This is a genomic window from Pseudoalteromonas sp. SCSIO 43095, from assembly GCF_023650455.1.
Classification (GTDB): Bacteria; Pseudomonadota; Gammaproteobacteria; order Enterobacterales; family Alteromonadaceae; genus Pseudoalteromonas; species Pseudoalteromonas tetraodonis.
Window position 1 is genome coordinate 2524549 of sequence record NZ_CP087995.1, and the last position, 21051, is coordinate 2545599.

20 protein-coding genes, 1 tRNA gene and 2 pseudogenes are annotated in these 21051 nt (G+C 40.1%); 4 read left to right on the forward strand and 19 right to left on the reverse strand.

Annotated elements, in window-relative coordinates:
- Positions 1-40: 40 nt before the first annotated feature.
- From LOC50_RS11865 to LOC50_RS11895, 7 genes are all read right to left on the reverse strand, one after another.
- Positions 41-1582, reverse strand: coding sequence for a serine hydrolase (locus tag LOC50_RS11865; RefSeq protein WP_036980262.1), 1542 nt, complete (start codon positions 1580-1582; stop codon positions 41-43).
- A gap of 27 nt (positions 1583-1609) precedes the next feature.
- Complete coding sequence (locus LOC50_RS11870; RefSeq protein ID WP_036980263.1) at positions 1610-2104, reverse strand: gamma-glutamylcyclotransferase family protein; 495 nt, start codon at positions 2102-2104, stop codon at positions 1610-1612.
- Positions 2105-2116: 12 nt separating this feature from the next.
- Positions 2117-2743 (reverse strand): LysE family translocator, encoded by a 627-nt coding sequence (locus tag LOC50_RS11875; protein WP_138626241.1) that lies wholly within the window; start codon positions 2741-2743, stop codon positions 2117-2119.
- Between the two features lie 2 nt (positions 2744-2745).
- Positions 2746-3528 carry a hypothetical protein gene (locus LOC50_RS11880; protein ID WP_069439802.1) on the reverse strand — a complete coding sequence of 261 codons (783 nt, stop codon included), beginning with the start codon at positions 3526-3528 and terminating at the stop codon, positions 2746-2748.
- A gap of 3 nt (positions 3529-3531) precedes the next feature.
- The gene (locus tag LOC50_RS11885) at positions 3532-4002 is read right to left on the reverse strand and encodes a CreA family protein (RefSeq protein ID WP_013465976.1); all 471 of its coding nucleotides are present in this window, start codon (positions 4000-4002) and stop codon (positions 3532-3534) included.
- Between the two features lie 185 nt (positions 4003-4187).
- Positions 4188-4361, reverse strand: a complete 174-nt coding sequence (locus LOC50_RS11890; protein WP_250653272.1) for a TonB-dependent receptor — start codon at positions 4359-4361, stop codon at positions 4188-4190.
- 12 nt (positions 4362-4373) lie between these two features.
- Positions 4374-4967 carry a hypothetical protein gene (locus LOC50_RS11895; RefSeq protein WP_250653273.1) on the reverse strand — a complete coding sequence of 198 codons (594 nt, stop codon included), beginning with the start codon at positions 4965-4967 and terminating at the stop codon, positions 4374-4376.
- Between the two features lie 192 nt (positions 4968-5159).
- On the opposite strand from LOC50_RS11895, the gene LOC50_RS11900 reads away from it, so the two are divergent.
- The gene (locus tag LOC50_RS11900) at positions 5160-5489 is read left to right on the forward strand and encodes a 5-carboxymethyl-2-hydroxymuconate Delta-isomerase (protein WP_013465979.1); all 330 of its coding nucleotides are present in this window, start codon (positions 5160-5162) and stop codon (positions 5487-5489) included.
- Positions 5490-5574: 85 nt separating this feature from the next.
- On the opposite strand, the gene LOC50_RS11905 is transcribed toward LOC50_RS11900, so the two are convergent.
- The 4 genes from LOC50_RS11905 to LOC50_RS11920 form a co-directional block, all read right to left on the reverse strand.
- Positions 5575-7452 (reverse strand): methyl-accepting chemotaxis protein, encoded by a 1878-nt coding sequence (locus tag LOC50_RS11905; protein ID WP_250653274.1) that lies wholly within the window; start codon positions 7450-7452, stop codon positions 5575-5577.
- Between the two features lie 260 nt (positions 7453-7712).
- Positions 7713-7789, reverse strand: a tRNA-Ile gene (locus LOC50_RS11910).
- A gap of 278 nt (positions 7790-8067) precedes the next feature.
- Positions 8068-8226, reverse strand: a complete 159-nt coding sequence (locus LOC50_RS11915; protein ID WP_008466367.1) for a YqaE/Pmp3 family membrane protein — start codon at positions 8224-8226, stop codon at positions 8068-8070.
- Positions 8227-8290: 64 nt separating this feature from the next.
- Positions 8291-8860 (reverse strand): BON domain-containing protein, encoded by a 570-nt coding sequence (locus tag LOC50_RS11920; RefSeq protein WP_036980268.1) that lies wholly within the window; start codon positions 8858-8860, stop codon positions 8291-8293.
- Positions 8861-9173: 313 nt separating this feature from the next.
- On the opposite strand from LOC50_RS11920, the gene LOC50_RS11925 reads away from it, so the two are divergent.
- Positions 9174-9839, forward strand: a complete 666-nt coding sequence (locus tag LOC50_RS11925; protein WP_250653275.1) for a LiaF domain-containing protein — start codon at positions 9174-9176, stop codon at positions 9837-9839.
- 46 nt (positions 9840-9885) lie between these two features.
- Here LOC50_RS11925 and LOC50_RS11930 read toward each other — a convergent pair.
- Positions 9886-10220: pseudogene (locus tag LOC50_RS11930) on the reverse strand (VOC family protein).
- A 236-nt stretch (positions 10221-10456) separates the two neighbouring features.
- On the opposite strand from LOC50_RS11930, the gene suhB reads away from it, so the two are divergent.
- Positions 10457-11260 (forward strand): inositol-1-monophosphatase, encoded by an 804-nt coding sequence (suhB, locus tag LOC50_RS11935; protein WP_036983329.1) that lies wholly within the window; start codon positions 10457-10459, stop codon positions 11258-11260.
- A gap of 58 nt (positions 11261-11318) precedes the next feature.
- On the opposite strand, the pseudogene LOC50_RS11940 reads toward suhB, so the two are convergent.
- From LOC50_RS11940 to queA, 7 genes and pseudogenes are all read right to left on the reverse strand, one after another.
- Positions 11319-11906: pseudogene (locus LOC50_RS11940) on the reverse strand (GGDEF domain-containing protein); the annotation flags it as partial.
- On the reverse strand, positions 11902-12153 hold the full coding sequence (locus tag LOC50_RS11945) for a transposase domain-containing protein (protein WP_250653276.1): 252 nt from the start codon (positions 12151-12153) through the stop codon (positions 11902-11904). The gene LOC50_RS11945 and the pseudogene LOC50_RS11940, both read right to left, overlap by 5 nt.
- Positions 12154-12288: 135 nt before the next feature.
- Positions 12289-13236: a protein translocase subunit SecF gene (secF, locus tag LOC50_RS11950; RefSeq protein WP_013465987.1), complete on the reverse strand. Its 948-nt coding sequence runs from the start codon at positions 13234-13236 to the stop codon at positions 12289-12291.
- A gap of 9 nt (positions 13237-13245) precedes the next feature.
- The gene (secD, locus tag LOC50_RS11955) at positions 13246-15105 is read right to left on the reverse strand and encodes a protein translocase subunit SecD (RefSeq protein ID WP_250653277.1); all 1860 of its coding nucleotides are present in this window, start codon (positions 15103-15105) and stop codon (positions 13246-13248) included.
- A 19-nt stretch (positions 15106-15124) separates the two neighbouring features.
- The gene (gene yajC, locus LOC50_RS11960) at positions 15125-15460 is read right to left on the reverse strand and encodes a preprotein translocase subunit YajC (RefSeq protein WP_010391747.1); all 336 of its coding nucleotides are present in this window, start codon (positions 15458-15460) and stop codon (positions 15125-15127) included.
- Positions 15461-15486: 26 nt separating this feature from the next.
- Positions 15487-16614 carry a tRNA guanosine(34) transglycosylase Tgt gene (tgt, locus tag LOC50_RS11965; protein WP_036980274.1) on the reverse strand — a complete coding sequence of 376 codons (1128 nt, stop codon included), beginning with the start codon at positions 16612-16614 and terminating at the stop codon, positions 15487-15489.
- 139 nt (positions 16615-16753) lie between these two features.
- Positions 16754-17785 (reverse strand): tRNA preQ1(34) S-adenosylmethionine ribosyltransferase-isomerase QueA, encoded by a 1032-nt coding sequence (queA, locus tag LOC50_RS11970; protein WP_250653278.1) that lies wholly within the window; start codon positions 17783-17785, stop codon positions 16754-16756.
- 716 nt (positions 17786-18501) lie between these two features.
- Here queA and LOC50_RS11975 point away from each other — a divergent pair.
- The gene (locus tag LOC50_RS11975) at positions 18502-21033 is read left to right on the forward strand and encodes a two-component system response regulator (protein WP_250653279.1); all 2532 of its coding nucleotides are present in this window, start codon (positions 18502-18504) and stop codon (positions 21031-21033) included.
- Positions 21034-21051 lie beyond the last annotated feature (18 nt).

A 21051-nucleotide genomic window follows, 5' to 3' on the forward strand; every position in this document is an offset into this window, starting at 1 on the left:
CTTTGGTTGATACTAAACGACTATTTAACCAAAGTTATGGTTATTTAGCTTTTAAATCGAGATTTCTAAAATCAAAGCTAAAATCGGTTACCTGCGTTGAAACTGCATTCATTTTCGCTGATTCTACGCGGTTATCGGCGCTCATAGAAAAGCGAATAAAGGCATCTGCCTCTAATAACTTTTCATCCCACTTCACAATAAAAGTATTACCTGTGTAATGCTTCAGCTCACCTTTAAGGCGTTTTGTATGGGTAAAATCAATGCGTAATTTACCATCTAGTTCTTCAACAATTACATCGCCATACCAATCATCATGTAATGTACCGGTGTAGTTTATATTAGGCAATTGCGGTTGAATATCTGTTGGCGCTTTTGGTGCGGCGTTAGCATAGGCTTTTTCTTTACCTGCAAAATGCTTTTTAGCTAACTCTTCAACCCAATCTTTATCTTCAAGCTCGAGTACATCTTCAAGTACTTCATGAGTCACTGCCGATAATGCAGAAAATGCTTGTTGGTTGCTTAATATCACAATCCCTACGTTTTTTTCTGGTAGTAAAGTCACCTGCGATACCATACCTAAAATGCCGCCACCATGTGCCAGCTTTTTAACGCCGTGGTAATCTTCTATACTCCAACCTAATCCGTAACCTCTAAATTGTTGATGATACGCTTTATAGGCACTTTTAGATGCCATTGACGTAATATGTGGATGCCACATTTGTGCTTGCTGCTTTTCACTAAATAACTGCTCGCCATTAGGCATTTTGCCACCAGCAAGTTGAGTACGTAGCCATTGGCTCATATCGTTTACGCTTGATGCAATGGCGCCTGCCCCTCGAAAGTCTTCAAGGTAATTAACAAAAAAAGGATGCAATTTGCCATCCATTGGGATGTGTCCAATCGCCCAGTTTTTGTTATTTTTTGCGATACGCGAAAAGCCAGCGCGCGAGTTAGTCATGTTAAGTGGCTGTAGAATATTTTTTTCAATGTAGTCGTTCCAGCTCATCCCCGATATACGCGCAACAACTTCACCAGCGGTAACAAACATTAGGTTGTTGTAAGCATATTGGCTACGAAAACTGCTCGCGGGTTTTAAATATTTCAGCCCAGATAAAATATCGGCTACCGATTTATCTGTACTTGGCCAAATCATTAAATCGCCTTGACCAAGCCCTAAACCGCTACGATGACTAAGTAGATCGCGTATGCGCATTTCACGAGTAACGTAAGAGTCGTACAATCTAAACTCAGGAATATGGTCAATTACGCGGTCATCCCAGCTTAACTTACCTTCATCCACCAGCTTAGCCAATGCTGCACTGGTAAATGCCTTGGTATTTGAAGCAATGCCAAATAAAGTGTCTTTATTCACCTTGCTATTAGTATTGAGGTTGGCAACACCAAAGCCTTTAGCGAATACGACTTTGTCATTTTCAACAATGGCAACGGCCATTCCGGGTACATCAAAACGTGTCATTGAGGCGTTGATCACCTCTGAAATTTTATCGGTATCAACCGCTGCAGAGCTCGTAAATGCCCAGCCAGCCAATAATGCGGCTGTGGCTAATTTTTTTAGTTTCATAGTGTTACCTTAGGTTATTATTTTTGTTTAGTCTTGATGAACCGCAAATTCTATTTCGGCGCGCGCTTTATTAGTATCTTGCTTACTTGGGTAAGCTAAAATCCGTTGACTGTAGTGTTCGGGTACGCCCGCCTCAAGTGCGCCGCGGTATACATGCTGCACGTACCAATCATAAGGTAGCAGTGTGTCGTCATGTGTGTTTGCTATGTAGCAGTGTACATTAATGTCACCGTCATCTAGAAGGCTCACGGTTAAATCAACACAGTCGTAATTAGGGCCTTCAATTTTATCTAAGATCTCTTTTTCGGCTTCATTAAGCTGATACACCACCCCATATACCACAGCATCGGGTTCATTGGTGGGCACAATAGTGCATTTACCTGAACCATCTGAAAAGGCCATATTAAAGGTTAACTTATAGCCCTTTAAAAGTGCCGTACCCACACGTTTTGCATTAGGTAAACGTGCCAATAAACGATTAGATGACATATTAGAGCCAAACGAAAAATTATATAACGCCATACTATTCCTTCTTTAAATAACAACTCGCACAGCCAGTGCGATTAAAATAATGCCAATGCCGCGGTCGAACCAATAACCACTTTGCTGAAAAAAATCACGTACACGCGCTTTTGATAACAATAGCGACAAAATAGAAAACCAAGCCCAGGTAGCAAGCGCCATATAAACGCCGTATCCCATTTGTATTATTACCGGCGTAGTTGGGTTAATCACTAAGGTAAACAACGACATAAAAAATAACGTAGCCTTAGGGTTAAGTGCATTGGTAAAAAAGCCACGTCGAAACGCGCGCCATGGTGACTCAGCTGCAAGGCTGGGTTTTGCAGCCGGTTCTGATGAGGTATTTGTAGGTTTAGCGGCGCGCAATGCCTGCACGCCTAAATACGCTAAATACGCGCCCGCTATATATTTAAGCGCCATAAACAAAGCAGGTGATTGAGTTAACACCAGCGCAACTCCCAATACACAATAGGCTATGTGTAATAAAATAGCCACACCAACACCGGCACTTGTCCATAACGCATTGCGCCTGCCGTGTTGTACACTTTGTTTAAGGACTACCGCAAAGTCGGGCCCAGGGCTTGCCACCGCAAAAAAATGAGCCACTGCAATTAATAAAAATTCATCGATATAGTTCATGCTTAACTGGCTTGCTCTGGCGAAATAGCCTGTAATAATGGGTTAGCCGATTGATTAATCAAGGCTTTTATTTCTTTTTGCGCTTTTTTAAATTGGCCTCGTAAATGCGGTTTTAAATGTTTTTTGGAGTGTTTATCTTGCTTAAAGTAGCTCACTAACGCATGCATAAATACGGTATGCGTTTCACTGAGCGTCGCTTCGCGATTTGCATACGGGTTATAACATGAGCCACAGCCACCTTTAAACTGGTACACGGTATTGCTCATCATTACCCCAAAGCCTAAAAAACACGCTAAAGCATCAGTGGCTTGCGGTAAATACTCTTTACCACCTGGGGGTAATACCCCTACGTGATGAATTAATATGGTGGCAAGCGTACCGGCAAAACTCGCCACTAAATCTTGCGGTTGATTAATTTGATTAGGGTTAAACGACACATTAATAGTATGACTGGCTGGTACTATTAAATGACACTCTTCGCCACGTAAATGCTGACTAAATTCAAAGTGTGGAAACACCTGTGGTTGTAATTGTTGCGGTGCAACCAAGGTTACTGGCCATTCATTCATACCAGCGTATTGCTTAACACGCGCAAACACTTTGCTGGCCATTTCCTCAATACTTGAAACCGAGTCAGGAAAAAACTCAACCGTTGGTAAAATAACTTGGCTGTGTTTGGTAAAAAAATCCAAATCAAAGTTTTCTGCTGCCCAAATAAAGGTATCAATCAGCCATTGTTGTTCTTGTTCTGCCAATAAGGGCTTTGATTTAAATAGAGCTAACATAAACTACTCTTGCCCCTTCGCCCATTGCCATGCTTGTGTATTGTATAAAGGCACCGTAGAGAGCGCATGATGATGACTGCCCGTAGACTCTTTCGTTGAGTATGATAAATATAATAATGTATGTGTTTTAGCATCATAAATACGGCGCACTTTTAATGACTTAAACAAAATACTCTTAGATGATTTAAACACGACTTCACCGGATTTACTGCGGTCGATAGACTGTAATTGGTCTGGCGTTATTGGCCCCGTTTGACGACAGGCAATCGACATATCTGAGGGGTCTGAAAAATCTAAATTCGCCTCAATATGGCTAATATGACAGGTTACACCGGTCACTAGCGGGTCTTGCTGTGAATTAACCACCACATCTTTAGTGGTAAATAGCCCAAGACTTACTGAAGCAACATCATCAGAGCACCCTGCAAGCCCTGCTAAGCATACAATTAAACCACCCATTTTGAGATACTTCATAGCAAGTCCTTCGTTCATATTAAAAATTAAGTTACGCCTTATACTAAACGCTTTCACCGCGATAAAACAAATTTTATCCACCAACTCAATACTGTAATGGTTTAAAGGGTATCTCGCAGCAAGATACACAATAAAAAAGGCGCGCCCGAGGGAGTGCCTTTGCAAACAAATACAGCTAAAGGTTATTAAAAGCTATATTGTGCACCTAGATAAACATAACGACCGGCACCGCCGCCGTAGCCACTATAAAAGTTACCACGACCACTTGGGTAAAATGCCCCTTTGTCGTCAAATACATTGTTAATACCGCCAAATACACGTAAGTCACTTTTATCAGTCAGTGCCAGAGTGTAAGACACTGATAAACTATGCTATAAAAATGAGCCATAATCTTGATACGCAAGTGGCTCTGGGTTTGCAATACAACCGGCATCGCCCGCAGCACAGCGCTCATCGTTTGCAGCAACATACTCAAGGTAGTCTTTCTCATCTTCTTGGCTTGCTTTAAACGCGCCTACGTAATTTGTACGCCAGCGGATAAGTAAATCATCCATTTTCCATACAATCGACATAGCGGCTTTATCTTTTGAGCGCCCATAACCTGCATACTGTGAAGTAACACTGTTACCATCTAACCCTTTATAGGTTTGCGAGTTTTCAATAATGTGATTGTAATAAAGCTTAAATAACAAGTTGCCATAGCTGCCGATGTCATATTTGTAAGTTGCAACGACATCGTAACCGCGCGCAGTTAACTCATCCAAGTTATGTTCACGCTGTAGAGTTTTTACAATGTTACCTTCGTCGTTACGGGTAATATCGCTACAGTATTCGTTATCACTGCCCCACGCAGCCTCTGAGTCATAACATTCGCGCATGATGTTTTCGTTACTTATTTCATAAATTGCAATTACAAATACCAACTGGCTTGTGTGCACTTCGTATAAGTCACCACAAATTGACATAAAACGTATCAACCAAAAATTTTTGCCATAATAAATCTAAAATTAAACACGCTACAGGTCTTGTAATTGCTTAAATGAGTTTATTGCTAAAAATATGTTCTAGTCTCATTTTAAAAATTAAGCGTTATGGGGTTAGCGTGTACAAACCCGTTTGGTATAATTAAATAAACCAATCTAAAGAGGATACGTTAAATGCCACACATTATTATTGAACACTCAGAAGATCTGCCTTTACTACCTCAAGTTCTTGTGGAAAAAATCCATACAACAACGTTTGAAAGTGGCTTATTTGATTTAGAAACAATAAAGACTCGCGCTATTGCTTATCAGCATTATCAGTTAGGTGTGGGTAAAGAAGGGTTTATTCATATTGCGGTGCATATTATGGCTGGGCGTTCCATTGAGCAAAAGCAACTACTAAGTGAGCAATTACTAGCCTGCTTGCAAACGTATTGCAGAGCCTCTGACAGTTTAAGCGTAAATATTTACGAAATGGATCACGAGATTTACCGTAAAAACTAACCGCCATTACAACATCATAGTTATAGGCGAGAGCACTATAACTATGATGATTTCCTCGCTCAACCGATTTTTAATTAAATCGTGTTTAAAGCGTAAACTTACCCAGTAAATCCCTTAAAATATTCCATTCTTTATTTAAACCATTACAAAGCTGCTCTGACTTTTTCATATTTTCTTTGGTTTGCTCTGCCGAATCGGAAATCATCACAATATTTTGGCTAATTTCTGAGGTCGCTAGTGTTTGCTCTCGCGTTGCAGTAGCCACTGAGTTGTTTAACTCGCTTAGTATTACAATTTCCTGTGAAATACCATTTAATGTATGGCCGGTTTCTTTTAAGCGCTCGGCATTTTCTAGGGTGTTTTTGCTGCCCAATTCAATCGCTGTTACCGTGCTTGAAGCTTTAGCATTTAACGAATCAATCATCTCATTAATTTGCTCTGTAGACTCCGCGGTACGTTGCGCAAGCGTTCTTACTTCGTCAGCAACTACCGCAAAGCCACGGCCCTGCTCACCCGCTCTAGCAGCCTCAATAGCCGCATTTAACGCCAATAAATTAGTTTGCTCGGAAATCCCTTTAATTACATCCAATACATGAGAGATTGATTTAATCTCTGTCGAGAGTTCTAACACCGAGGCCACAGAGTTGGCCATTGACGCTTCCAGTTGTTCCATTTGTTTAATCGTGCTTTGCACAAACTCAACCCCTTTGTGCGTCGTTTCTTCGGTTTTAGTAGCAATATCTGCTGCATTACTGGCACTACCAGAAATATCCTGAACCGTAACCTCCATCTCATTAACGGCTGCCGCCACCGCTTGCGTACTCGATGATTGCACTTCAGCTAAATTTGCCGCACCTTGCACTTGCTCAAGCACATCTTGGGAAATACCTTTAACATGAATTGCCGACTCAGAAACCTGTTTGAACATATAATGTAACTGCTCTAAAAACAGATTAAACTTAACCGCTAAGTCTGAAATTTCATTATTATCATCAGTAGGGAGTCGCGCTGTTAAATCGCCATCTTTTTCTGTTAACGCATTCACTGCTGCAGTAATGTTTTCGATTGGCCTAAATATTTGCCCTACCAACACGCGTGCTGACGCTAAACCTACAAGCGCAATAATTACACCAAAAATGATATTAGTATTAATAGCACTATTAATTGCGCCATATAATTGCTCTTGGGGAATTTCAGCAACTAGATGCCAACCCAATGAGTTTACAGGCGTACTTGATACAGCATAGTCATCACCATCAATTACTTTACTTTGAATTGCCCCATTTTTAATCGGCGCCAAGTCAACAGATTGCCCTATTTTAGTTTTATTACCATGCAGCATAATCTCGCCACTACCAGAGACCAAATAAACAATGCCGCCCTCACCTATCCTATATTCACTTATGAGATCCACCATAGAATCGAGCGAACGCCCAATCCCAGCAATTCCTTGTCGTTGCCCATCAAGCTCAATGGCATAATTAATAAATACCATCACCTCAGAGCTGCCTTTATCTATGTCGAGCGCTACTTCAAATGATCTATCCGATGCTAAAAAAGCATCAAACCAAGTATCACTACTGTCTATTTGCCTAGAAATACCTTCATCGGTGTAATAGTTACGGGAGTTTTTAGAAATAATATATGCGTTACTGGCTTGGTTTTTATCTTTTATATGTTTGAGGTAATCAATAAATTTACCTCGGCTTTGCGCATCTTCATTATTATTCATCCATTGCTGCACAAATAAGTTTTGCGCTATTTCTTTGCCTACAACAATAGGTGTAGAAAGTTCCAGCTCTATTTGGCTTTTAACTTCACTAAGCGCAGTCGGTAAATCTACTTTTGCTAGTTTTTCTTCTGTATTTGAGCGAATACTATTGGAAAAGATGAGAGTAGATATTGCTAAAGGAGCAGCAACAGCCAGAATAAGGCTGAGGTATACTTTTCGTTTTAATAACATAGAACACCTAAGGAATAACTAAGCAGTATTTTATATACTGCACACAATTAACAGTAGCGACATTAAAGAGCATAAAGTAAAGATTTTTATAATAAAACCCCATAACACTTTAATAGTAGATTCAACTGTGTTTATTGCAATGTATTCAATAGAATTAATACAGAAATCAGTGCACTGGTGAAAAATACGATAGAAATAACAAAAGCGAATTTTATAAACTAAGAAAATGAGTTTTTATGTACTTGGAAAGCGTGTAAAAGTGGTGGCCCCTCCCAGACTCGAACTGGGGACCTAACGATTATGAGTCGTGTGCTCTAACCAACTGAGCTAAGGGGCCATTTTTGTATAACTGTAAGCAGTTAATTTTTTGAAGCGTTTAGCCACAGAGCGACTAAAGCGGGTTGCAGTATAAAAAGTTTTTAGGGGCTTGTCACTAGCAAAAAGCTTTATTTTAACAATCAAAGGGCTAACTGCTCAAATAGTAAGCTTTTAGGTTTATTGATGGTGACGTTGAGGAAACGAACTCATTAAATAATAGTATTCTGAGTAACTAATACACATACCTTACGATGGCAATTAGCAACTCAGTATTAAATGTATTACTGCGATAGGGTGTTATTTTTTGGCGATAATATAAATCGCATGAATTAATCCAGGGAAATAGCCGAGTAAGGTTAGCAAAATATTTAACCAAAAATGCATCCCTAGTCCTACCTGTAAAAACACACCCAGTGGTGGTAATAAAATAGAAAAAATAATTCTAATGATATCCATAATTTAATCCTTATAATGTTAGCAAAACAAAAAGCCCAGCAGGGCTGGGCTTTAGTATAGTGTATTATTCTGCAATAACAGTTAATTCATCCACTACCTTGCGAACATCTTCAGCGTTTTTAGCAATTTCCATCGCTAATTGCTTTTCAGCATCAGACTCAACTGTACCTTTTAGAGTTACCACACCATTATCGGTATCAACATCAATGTCTGTACCACCTACTTCAGAATCAAATAAGTAACGTGTTGTAATCACTGTAGTGATTTTAGCATCTGTTAAATCACTTTCAGTGTCGTTACCCATCATTTTAGAATCATGCTTCTTCATGTCGGTGTTTTTTACCACAGTTAGACTGTTTTCAACGTCAGTTACACCATCTAGGCTTAGCACGAGTTCTTCAGCAAGCTCTTTATCTAATTCGCTGTTTACTTTACCTGTTAGCATTACCTTGCCGTTTTTTACGTCCGTGTTGATATCAAAGTTATTTAGATTGGTGTTCATAAGCAATACTGTTTCTGCTTTCCCATCAATCCAAGCATCTTTGCTTTCATTTTCCCAACTGCTTGCCTGAGCGCCCATTGCGGTTGTTCCTAATACTAGGGCTGCAATCATAGACTTATTAAATGTTTTCATAATCGTTCTCCTTTTGATTAAAGACACTTAAGCTAATGCGAGCATCGGGCCAACATTTTTTAACCTTTAATTTCAATAGGTTATTTTAAAATAGTAGATATTGGCTTAAACCTACTAAGTAAACATTTACAGACTATTGCGTAAAAGTTTCTCGAATAGCGAAACTTACTAAATAATTGTATATTTGGTTAATCTGTCGTTAATATAATAAAGAATCAAAAACCAAAAATCATAAACCACTGAATTTAAACAATTTAATATTTGGTATAAGGCTTGCTTTGAAATAACCAGCAACCATAAAAGGATAATTTAAATGTCTGTTAAAATTGAAGACCGCCCTATTGAGCAAGTTCGTGAGCAAGTGATTGATCAGCTCATTTATAACTACAGCCATGGTGTTATTTCTGTAGAAGCATTTGAAAGGCGCTTAGACGACGCCATGGCAGCGAGTGACAATAAAGCACTTATGGATCTCGTTGAAGATTTAACCTTAAATACTGACCAGCAATATAAGGCGCAAAAGCACTCTCAATTTGCACCTAATTATAGCGCGCAGCATGAGACTGATGAAGAGCCACTTACATTAAGAAGCATTCTTGGTTCGAGTGAACGAAGCGGCCAATGGGTAGTTCCTCAAAACATTCACATAGAAAACTACATGGGGTCAGTCAATCTTGATTTTACGGATGCTATTTTTACCCACCAACATGTCACTATTCACGTTAATTGTTATTTTGGCAGCGAAGAAATATATGTACCAGAGCACGTTAATGTAGTTTCTAAAATGTTTTGTATTTTAGGCAGTTTTGAAAATAAAACAGTGTCACTAAATAAGCGCCAAGGGCCAACGATTCACATTGAAGGAAAAACTGTTTTAGGCTCTGTGGAAGTTAAAGTTAAACGCACTATTAAAGAAAAATTTATTAACTTTGCAAATGATCTAAAAACTCAACTTGGCATGAATGGTAAACATTATTAAATATGCTAAACATTGAATGAAGCCATAATAGTTGGCTTCATTCATATTATAAGTCGTTATTTCGTTCACTAGGTACATCACTCATGTACTCTACAAACTCAACCTCAAACCCTGCAGGGTCAATATAATAAAATTTTTTTCTAAATGGATTTACAGCACCTTCTTTACTTATTGCAAAGCCCGCATGTTTTAGGCGCGCTATTACTGCATTTAAGTTATTGGTTACATAGGCAAAGTGTGCCAAACCAACTTGATGTCCTGATAGGTCGCAGTTTCCCCTTCCCCCACACTTCTAATTGACCAATAGGGAAACGCTGCTTGGTAAAACTTAAGCATGGCGTTTATGTCACTAACAACTAAATTTACGTGTTCTAATTTCATAACTTTCTTCCTATTAATTGAATATAGAACATCATAAAACCTCAAGTTAACTTTAGGTAAAGCGCTAATTTACAAATTTATTGCCTGTTTTCGTTCCAATAAATATATTGAAAGATCATGCCTGTACAAAAAACACTCACAAGTATTTAGGCTTTATGGTTTACTTTATGGCAAAAACCGCTAAAATACGCCGGCTTAAATATATAAACGTTCTTTTACAACCCAAAGGTAATACCATGCATCCAATGTTAAACATTGCGGTTCGCGCTGCGCGTAACGCAGGCAAGCTTATTCTTCGTGCAAGTGAAGACTTATCAAAAGTTGAAGTGCAACAAAAAGGCACTAATGATTTAGTTACGAACATTGATAAAGAAGCCGAAGCCGTAATTCGTGACACTATTTTACGTTCTTACCCTGATCACTGCATCGTTGGTGAAGAGTTAGGCGAACACAAAGGTAAGGATGCTGATTACCAATGGATTGTTGACCCACTTGATGGCACAACTAACTTCATCAAGGGTATCCCTCATTTCGCAGTATCTATTGCACTTAAAGTTAAAGGTCGTTTAGACCAAGCCGTAATTTACGATCCAATTCGAGGCGAACTTTTCACCGCTTCTCGTGGTCAAGGCGCACAGTTAAATAGCAAACGTTTACGTGTATCTAAAACGGTTGAACTTGCAGGTTCTATTCTTGCAACAGGTTTCCCTTTCAAACAAAAACACCACTTAGATGCCTATTCTGAAGCGTTTAAAGCATTATTCGTACATACCGCTGATATTCGTCGAGCAGGCTCTGCTTCGCTAGATATGGCGTATGTTGCAGCGGGTCGTGTTGATGGTTTCTTTGAAATTGGTTTAAAACCGTGGGATACAGCAGCAGGCGAGCTATTAGTTAAAGAAGCTGGCGGCATGGTTGTTGATTTTGCTGGCGGTAATAACTACAACGTGAGCGGTAACGTTATTTGTGGTGCACCTAAGCTAACACAAGCGATTGTTCGTGAAATGCGCCCAGTATTATCTGAGTCGTTATTACGTTAATCGTAATACCGCACTTAAAAAAGGAGCCTAGGCTCCTTTTTTGCTTTTTGTTAGCCACTTTTTTACTATTGGATAAACGCACAACAGCGGGTGCTGGCCTTTTTCGATTACAAATAAATAAGTAGCTGTGACGATAACGTTTTGCTTTTTTAGCATCTGTGGCTAATGCCGCTACTTGATGGCTATTTTTACACTGCTGCAGATCCGGCTCAACTAAACCTATCGATAGTGTAAGTAAAGGTACAAACTGCTTTTCGCCCTCTCGATTAGTTGTCCAATACCCTTTTTCAGCAATATGCTCTGGCGTAAAAAATACGCGTGACTGCAGTTTAAATTGCGTGATAATGGTATTACAAACCTCCACCGCATCTTTTTTTTCAAACACCAACATAAAGTCATCGCCACCAATATGCCCGACAAAGTTAGCGCTGTGCGCACACGCTTTTACAGTCACATCGGCCAGAAGTTTTATCACGCTGTCCCCACTGGCGTAACCATACAAATCGTTAAATTGTTTAAAATGATTTAAATCGATATAGGCTAGTGAAAATGGCTGTTTATGTTGCAGACGCTGCTCTATTATTTCACTAATTGCCACATTACCCGGTAACATGGTTAGAGGGTTAGCATGTTGGGCGTGGCTAATAGGCTATTAAAGAGATGTCGAGTCTATTAGTGATATCCCAAACGGTTTCGTTTCGGAATAAACTCATTCCAATTACAGACCACATAATAGCTTCTAGCGGTAATCGCCTTTTACGCACAGTAGCAACACCTGCATGTTTAAATGCTTGTTCAAGAATATCAGGGTCAAGAACCTGTTTAAGTTTATCTAGTGTATGTACATCATTTAAAAATGAAGACATGTTATCGAAGTGCTGAATGAGAGACATAAAAAAATCCGATATTATTTCTAATATCGGATTTTGAAGCCATGGAAAGATCAGTCAAGTGATCATAAAAATATTCTTAACTGATCTGCATTACTCACAAGGAGCGGCTTTTTAAAAAGGATAATTTAATCTCAATTAAGGCATTGAGTCTAAATCGGCACCTTCTTTTTCAATCACCTCTGGTATTAAATCTTCTTTACTTACGCCCATGGCAATAGCCACCGAGCTGGCAACGTAAACTGAAGAATATGTACCAATAAATACACCAAATAATAGTGCGGTAGCAAAGCCATGAATAGTTTGGCCGCCCCATACAAAGAGTGCAATCAATACTAAAATAGTGGTAATTGATGTAACTAAAGTACGATTAAGTGTTTGCGTAAGTGACAGGTCAATAATTTCAATGGTGTCGTCAATACGTACTTTACGGAAGTTTTCACGGATACGGTCTGATACAACAATGGTATCGTTTAGTGAGTAACCTATCACGGCGAGTATTGCAGCCAAAATAGTTAGGTCAAACTCTAAACCAAGCACCGAGAACAAACCAATCGTAATGATTACATCGTGTAATAGTGCCCCCACTGCACCCACAGCAAAGCGCCATTCAAAGCGAAATGCCACGTAAATTAAGATACATATAAGCGCAGTTAACATGGCAAGGCCACCCTGCTCTTTTAAGTCTTCACCTACACTTGGGCCTACAAACTCAATACGGCGCATTACTACGCTATCATCAGCTTGTTTAAGGGCAGCAATTACTTGGTTACCAATCACTTCTGCTTTTACATCATCACCGCGAGGGGCTAAACGGACCAGTATTTCTTGGCTTGAACCAAAAAGCTGTACCGATGCATCAGCAAAGTCGTTTTCGGCCAGTACATTACGTACTTTTTTCAGATCGGCAGGTTGTGAAAAACCTACCTCAACTGCTGTACCGCCGGTAAAATCTAAACCGAAATTTAAGCCTTTAACAAAAAGTGACGCCAGCGACGCTATGATTAATAACGTAGAAAAGCCCATTGCCACTTTTCGAAGAGACATGAAACGAAGGGTTTTTCCGCCCAATCTTAAAATTTGCATGTCTGCTCCTTAAATTGAAAGTTTATCAACACGTTTACCACCAATAAATAGGTTGATCACCGCACGGGTACCTACAATTGCTGTAAACATAGAGGTTAAAATACCAATTGCTAGGGTTACCGCAAAGCCTGCAACAGGACCGGTACCAACAGCAAACAAGATAATCGCCGCAATTAATGTGGTGATATTGGCATCAAAAATAGTACTAAAGGCGCTATCATAACCAAAATGAACCGCTTGTTGAGGGCTGCGGCCATCAGCGAGCTCTTCACGAATACGCTCAAATATAAGTACATTCGCATCAACAGCCATACCAACGGTTAGTACAATACCTGCGATACCAGGCAGGGTAAGCGTTGCACCTGGAATTAACGACATTACACCAATAATAAGTACTAAGTTGGCAGCCAGTGCGATATTCGCAACAAGACCAAAACCTTTGTAGTAAATAAGCATAAAGGCCAGTACAAATGCAAAACCTAAGGCTACAGCGGTCATACCCGCTTCAATGTTTTCTTGACCTAGGCTTGGTCCAACCGTTCGTTCTTCTACTATTTGAATAGGCGCAACCAGTGCACCCGCGCGAAGTAGTAAACTTAAGTTATGTGCTTCAGCGGGGTTATCAATACCGGTAATACGGAATGAACGGTCAAGACGCGCTTGAATGGTTGCTACGTTAATCACTTCTTCCACTTTAATTGGTGGAAGTGCTTTACCTTCGCTATCTTTTTTACCCGATGGCTTGTACTCAATAAACACGGTAGCCATACGTTTACCAATAGCGCGTTTGGTGAAGGCATTCATTTTTGCCCCACCTTTACTATCGAGTTTAATGCTTACTTGTGGACGCTGATACTCATCTGCACCCGATTGCGCGCCAGTAATATGGCTGCCTTCAAGAATAATGCGTTTTTTTAGTACCACAGGATAACCATCACGGCTCATGATCATTTCAGTGCCCGGAGGGATACGACCTTGAGCAGCGGCGCTTATATCAGCATTTTCGTCAACTTCACGAAACTCAAGTGTGGCCGTTGCACCTAAAATTTCTTTAGCGCGAGCGGTATCTTGAATCCCTGGTAATTGCACAATAATGCGTTCAGCACCTTGGCGCTGTACGTTTGGCTCTGCAACCCCAATTTGGTTGATTCGGTTACGAATAATCGTTTCGTTTTGCTTGATAGCATAGTCACGAATTTCTTTTAGCTTTAGCTCACTCATAGTGACAAAGAATGCGTTATCGTTACTACTATCATCAATGTAGACGTTTAATGGGTAACGGCTTTCTAAAAAGCGCTCTGCAGCGTCTTTATCTTCTTCGTTACGCATTTCTACACGCATACGCTCAGAGCCAGCTACACGGCGCACACTACGATAACGTAGCTTTTCTTCGCGCAGGTCGCTACGAAAATCTTGCTCCATTTGCTCAAGCTGATTATCAACCGCAGTGACCATGTCGATTTCCATGGTGAAATGCACACCACCACTTAAATCTAGGCCCAACTTCATAGGGTTACCGCCAAGCGACTTTAACCAAGCCGGTTGTGCAGGAGCCATATTAATCGCTGAGATATAATCACTACTAAGCGAGTTACGCAATAAGTCTTGCGCTTTTAGTTGATCTTCAACATTTTTAAAACGAACAAGAATTTGTCCATCTTCAAGCTTTGTCGATTTAACGCTTACGTTATCTTTTTTGAGGATTGCGTTTACTTTGTCTACAACACTGAGGTCAACATCGGTGCCTTTAGCGCCAGAAACCTGTATGGCCGGATCGCGGCCATACAGGTTTGGTGAAGCATATAAAAGGCCAATGGCTAACACAGCTAAAACAAGTAAATACTTCCAAATTGGAAACTTGTTTAACACGGGGTCGTCCTTATTATTTTTATAGCGACTTCATTGTGCCTTTAGGCAATACAGCAGATACTGCTGATTTTTGTACTGTTACTTCTGCTTGCTCGTTTAATGAGATCACGATGAAGTCTTTATCTTCAGCAATTTTTACGATTTTACCTACTAAACCACCTTGGGTTAGCACTTCATCGCCTTTTGCCATCGCGCTCATTAAGCTTTTATGCTCTTTTACGCGCTTTGCTTGCGGGCGGTAAATTAAAAAGTAAAAAACCAAACCAAAAATCGCTAACATAATTAGCATTTCCATACCGCCGCCTGCTGCAGGTGCGCCAGCGCTGGCATGTGCGTTTGAAATAAATAAACTCATAATACTTCCTCTTTAATTTTTAAATTTTAATTTGTTGTATCAGCTAGCTCTGGCACTTCTTGGCCTCGGCGAGCGTAAAAATCGTGCACAAATGCCTCTAGTTGACCTTCACTGATAGCATTACGCAAACCTTCCATAACACGTTGATAGTATCGTAAGTTATGGATAGTGTTTAGTCGTGCGCCAAGAATTTCGTTACATTTGTCTAAATGATGCAAATAAGCACGCGAATAATTCTTACAGGTATGGCAATCACACTCTGGATCAAGTGGGCCAGTATCTGTTTTATGCACTGCGTTACGGATTTTTATGATGCCAGTAGTAATAAATAAGTGACCGTTACGTGCATTGCGCGTTGGCATTACACAGTCAAACATATCTATACCACGGCGAACCGATTCAACTAGGTCTTCTGGCTTGCCAACACCCATTAGGTAACGCGGTTTGTTTTCTGGCATTTTATAAGCACAATGATCAAGAATATTAATCATTTCATGTTTAGGCTCACCCACCGATAAACCACCGAGTGCATAACCATCAAAACCAATTTCTTCAAGGCCCGCTTGTGACTGTGCACGAAGCTCAGGATACATACCGCCTTGAATAATACCAAACAATGCTGATGGGTTGTCGCCATGCCCTTCTTTTGAACGCTTAGCCCAACGAAGAGAAAGCTCCATAGAGTCTTTGGCTTCTTTTTCGGTGGCAGGATATGGCGTACATTCGTCAAATATCATCACGATATCTGAGCCAAGATCACGCTGCACTTCCATTGACTTTTCTGGCGACATCATAATTTGGTCACCATTTACAGGCGATTGGAACATCACGCCTTCTTCAGTGATTTTACGCATTGCACCAAGGCTAAATACTTGGAAACCGCCTGAATCAGTTAAAATTGGGAAGTCCCAATTCATAAAGTCGTGTAAATCACCATGCTGTTTAATGATTTCAGTACCAGGGCGCAACATTAAGTGAAATGTATTGCCCAAACAAATTTGTGCACCGGTTGCTTTTACTTCATCAGGTGTCATACCCTTAACCGTGCCGTAAGTACCTACAGGCATAAACGCTGGTGTTTCTATTACACCTCGATCAAAAATCAAGCGGCCGCGGCGCGCTTTGCCATCAGTGCAGTCTAATTCAAATTTCATAATATCCTCTGTGTCGGAAAAACAGTCCAACAAGCTATAATTTAACCGCTCGATTCTACCCTTTTTACCACCCTATTACTATTAGCAGTGAGAAATTCACTATGCTTAGGAGTAAAATAAAAACCGATAACGCTGAGAATTATTTACGGGTCAAAAACATCGCATCGCCATAGCTAAAAAAGCGATACTGTTGTTCAATCGCCGTATTGTAAGCGCCCATAATGTTGTCTTGCCCTGCAAAGGCACTAACTAACATGATCAGAGTTGATTCGGGTAAATGGAAGTTAGTTACCATGGCATCAACAACGTTAAATTGATAACCCGGAAAAATAAAGATATCGGTATCGCCAAAGTAAGTATCTAGCTTGCCGCCATGTATTTTTGCGGCTGACTCTAGTGATCGTACTGAAGTTGTACCTACTGCAATCACACGCCCGCCTTTGGCTTTAGTACTGGCAACCGCATCAACCACATCTTGTGGCACTTCAATATATTCTGAGTGCATGATGTGCTCATCAACACTTTCTACCCTAACTGGCTGGAATGTACCTGCGCCAACATGCAAGGTAACAAACGCCATTTGTACGCCTTTGTCTTTAAGCGCAGTCATAAGTTTATCGTCAAAATGAAGACCTGCCGTAGGTGCAGCAACAGCGCCTGGCTTTTCGCCATATACCGTTTGGTAACGCTCACGGTCGGCTTCGTTATCTGGGCGGTCAATATAAGGAGGAAGCGGCATGTGGCCCACATCATTTAAAATACCGAGCACATTTTCACTGCGGCTAAACTCAAGCTCAAATAAGGTATCATGGCGTGCCACCATAATAGCTTTTGCTTTGCCCTCTAAAATGAGGACATTACCTGGCTTTGGGGATTTACTCGCACGAATATGCGCAAGAACGCGGTGTTCATCTAATACACGCTCTACCAGCACCTCAACTTTACCGCCTGATTCTTTTTGACCAAACATACGCGCAGGTATTACTTTGGTGTTGTTAAAAACCAGTAAATCGTTTTCGTTAACCAGTTCAAGAATGTCACTAAATATTTTATGCTCAACAGCACCGCTCGGCCCATCTAAGCTCAATAAACGGCTACTGGTTCTGTCTGCTTTAGGAAAACGAGCAATTAATTCATCAGGTAAGTCAAAGCTAAAATCAGCTACGCGCATTGTTAGAATTCCACATCATTTAAAATCGCGCCAAGTGTATACCCAAACCACCTCAAAATGCGAGTGTCGTCGGAATTAAAAGCGATTTAGGCAAGGCATTGATTGCAAATAATAGTGGTTCTATTATTAATATCAATAACGCAGTATAAATCGCTTTTAAGCCAACCTGTGGGCGTTTCACAGGGGCATACTCTCATCGTTGCTACTTCTTGAAAGGGACTACCATGACTGCAAAGTATCGCCTTGATATTAAGCCCCTGTGAAGCGCTGAATTCTGCATTTTGAGGTGGTTTGGGTATATTTAAACCACCTCAAAATGCGAGTGTCGTCGGAATTAAAAGCGATTTAGGCAAGGCATTGATTGCAAAAAATAGTGGTTCTATTATTAATATCAATAACGCAGTATAAATCGCTTTTAAGCCAACCCGTGGGCGTTTCACAGGGGCATACTCTCATCGTTGCTACGTCTTGAAAGGGACTACCATGACTGCAAAGTATCGCCTTGATATTAAGCCCCTGTAAAGCGCTGAATTCTGCATTTTGAGGTGGTTTTTGTATTTAACTATTAGTAATAAAGCTCAAGATAACCCTTATATTCTCCCTAATTAGCTATCAATGAACTACATTTAAAATAGCGGTTAAATACGCTTGTTCTTATCGCTAAATATCATTACTCTTACTGTTTTATAATCTGCATTTCTCGGAGTGGTACCTAAGTGGCAAAACAGCTTAAATTGCTAATATTAAATACAAGTAATGATGAGCGCCAGACTATACGTGCCACGCTGGAGAGGCTTGGTGTGTTTGAGTTTATTGAAGCCTCAGACAGCCAAGATGCGTTAAAAATCTTAAAGAACCAAAGCGTAAATATAATCATAACCGGCTTAGATGTAGGTAAAATTGATGGCTGGCGGTTTTCACGTATGATCCGCTCTGGTTTACTTAACACGCCGAAAAATACGCCTATTTTACTTATTCCGCCCATTTATTGTGAGCGTATCGCCGAAACTACCGCACGTAGCTATGGCATAGATGCAGTACTGCCTTTTGAACGCCAAGATATATTGCCGCAAATACTCGCAAATGTGTTGTCGAGTCATTTAGAAAAAAGCAGTCGCTTAAACCTGTTGTTATTAGAACCCTTTAGCAGCAGGGCAAACGAGATGAGTGAACAATTAAAGCTTAACTTTGCAATTACTCATGTTACTAACGAAAAAGCCGCGCTCAGTGCCTATAATCAGCAGTCGTTTGCTATTGTGCTACTTGATGCCACTGCAGCACAAGCTGAGAGCTCAAATCAATTAGTAGAAAAGATTTTGCAGCATAACCCTCAGCAAGCCATTGTTACTATTATTGATAAAGACGATGCTGATTACGCTGAGCAGTTATTACTTTCTGGTGTTACCGACTTTATTCGCGCCCCTTACGATCCTTCATTTTTGAATAAAGTCTGTGATCATGCAGCGCGTCGTGAAGACTTCATGGTGAGCTATGCTGAGTTTGCTAACAAAGTGCAGCAGTTAAGTGTTAGTGAAGTAAAATATCGTGACCTATTTTCAGCGCATCAGCGTATTTTATTGCACTTAAACACGGTTGTACTTGAACTAGATCAGCAAGGAAATATTCGCTTTATAAACCCGGCGTGGGAATCTCTAAGTGGTTTTGGAGTTAAGTCGACCTTACAACAACCACTCACTGCGTTTTGCACCACAGAATATAAACAGTCATTACAATCAACCATTGATGATATTTTACAAGGTGGCGCGAATAAACAAAAAATAGAAGTTAAACTGAGCCAAAAAAACGGTAACTCAGTATGGGTCGAATGTCGGCTTCAGTTAATAAAAAATAGCAGCAACAACGCCACTATCACTGCCACACTCGATAACATTCATGAGCGCAAACAAGCAGAGTTGCAATTACGCCATTTAGCCCTGCATGACACCTTAACAGGGCTACACAATCGTTATTATTTTGACCAACAACTTAACTATATTTGTCAAAACGAAAATACCTATGCAAATATTGAGCATGCGCTGATTTATATCGATCTTGATCACTTTAAAATAATCAACGACAGTAAAGGCCATCAACAAGGCGATATTGTTTTAAAAGAAGTGGCACAACTGTTTATTGCCAATATTAGTAATGAGCACCTGATCTGCCGTGTGGGTGGCGATGAGTTTGCGGTGATCCTTAAAAACACCAATTTATTAGACGCACATTTAATTGCACAGAGGATTTGTAGTGCCATTGAGGGCAACCAATTTAAGTCAGAAGATCAAGTGTATTCAATTAGCTGCTCTATTGGCTTAACACAAATTACTGCTGATAACTGCGACCCAAATGAATGTTTAAAGCAATCAGATATTGCGTTATATATTGCTAAAAATTTAGGCCGTAACTTAGTACATTGTTATTCAAAACAAGATGGTGAAAACAATGCGCTGCAAACGGGCTTAGAATGGGGCCATGGCGTACGCCAAGCTCTACAACAAGACAGTATAGAACTTCATTATCAACCCATTTGGGATTTTAAAACTAATCAGGTTGCTTACTTTGAAGTACTACTGAGATTAAAGCTCGACGACGAACTTATTTACCCAAATCAATTTATTCCCTCATTGGAAATGCTTAACGACACCTTTTTAATGGATCAATGTGTTATTCGTAACAGTATTGCAAGTGTTGCTGCGCACCCAGAGCTTCTTCAGGTTGCAATAAATTTATCGGCACAGTCATTTTTAGATGAGCGTTTACTGCCGTTAATAGAGTCGAGCCTCGAAAAATACCAAGTGTCTCCATCAAAAATTATTTTTGAAATAACCGAATCGGCTAGCATTAATAATTTGGCTGCCACTCGTAAAATGATTGAACGGTTAAATAATTTAGGCTGCCACTTTTCGATTGATGACTTTGGTACCGGATTTAGTACCTTTAATTATCTTAAACAATTACCAGCCCAACATGTGAAAATTGACGGCTCATTTGTCCGCGATATGCTTAACGACTCCATTGATTTAGCGCTAGTAAAAGCTATAAACGACATCAGTAGGTCACTAGATAAGCGCTCTGTGGCTGAATATGTGGAAACCGCTGAAGTATTTTTTGCACTCAAAGAAATAGGCGTAGACTACGGGCAAGGCTATTTTATTGCTCGCCCTGTCCCTATCGACAAGGTACTGATTGAATTAGAAAAAATAAAGAACAACCCTATTTTTTATCAAGATACCTTCACATCACTATAAACATTAATAAACAAATTT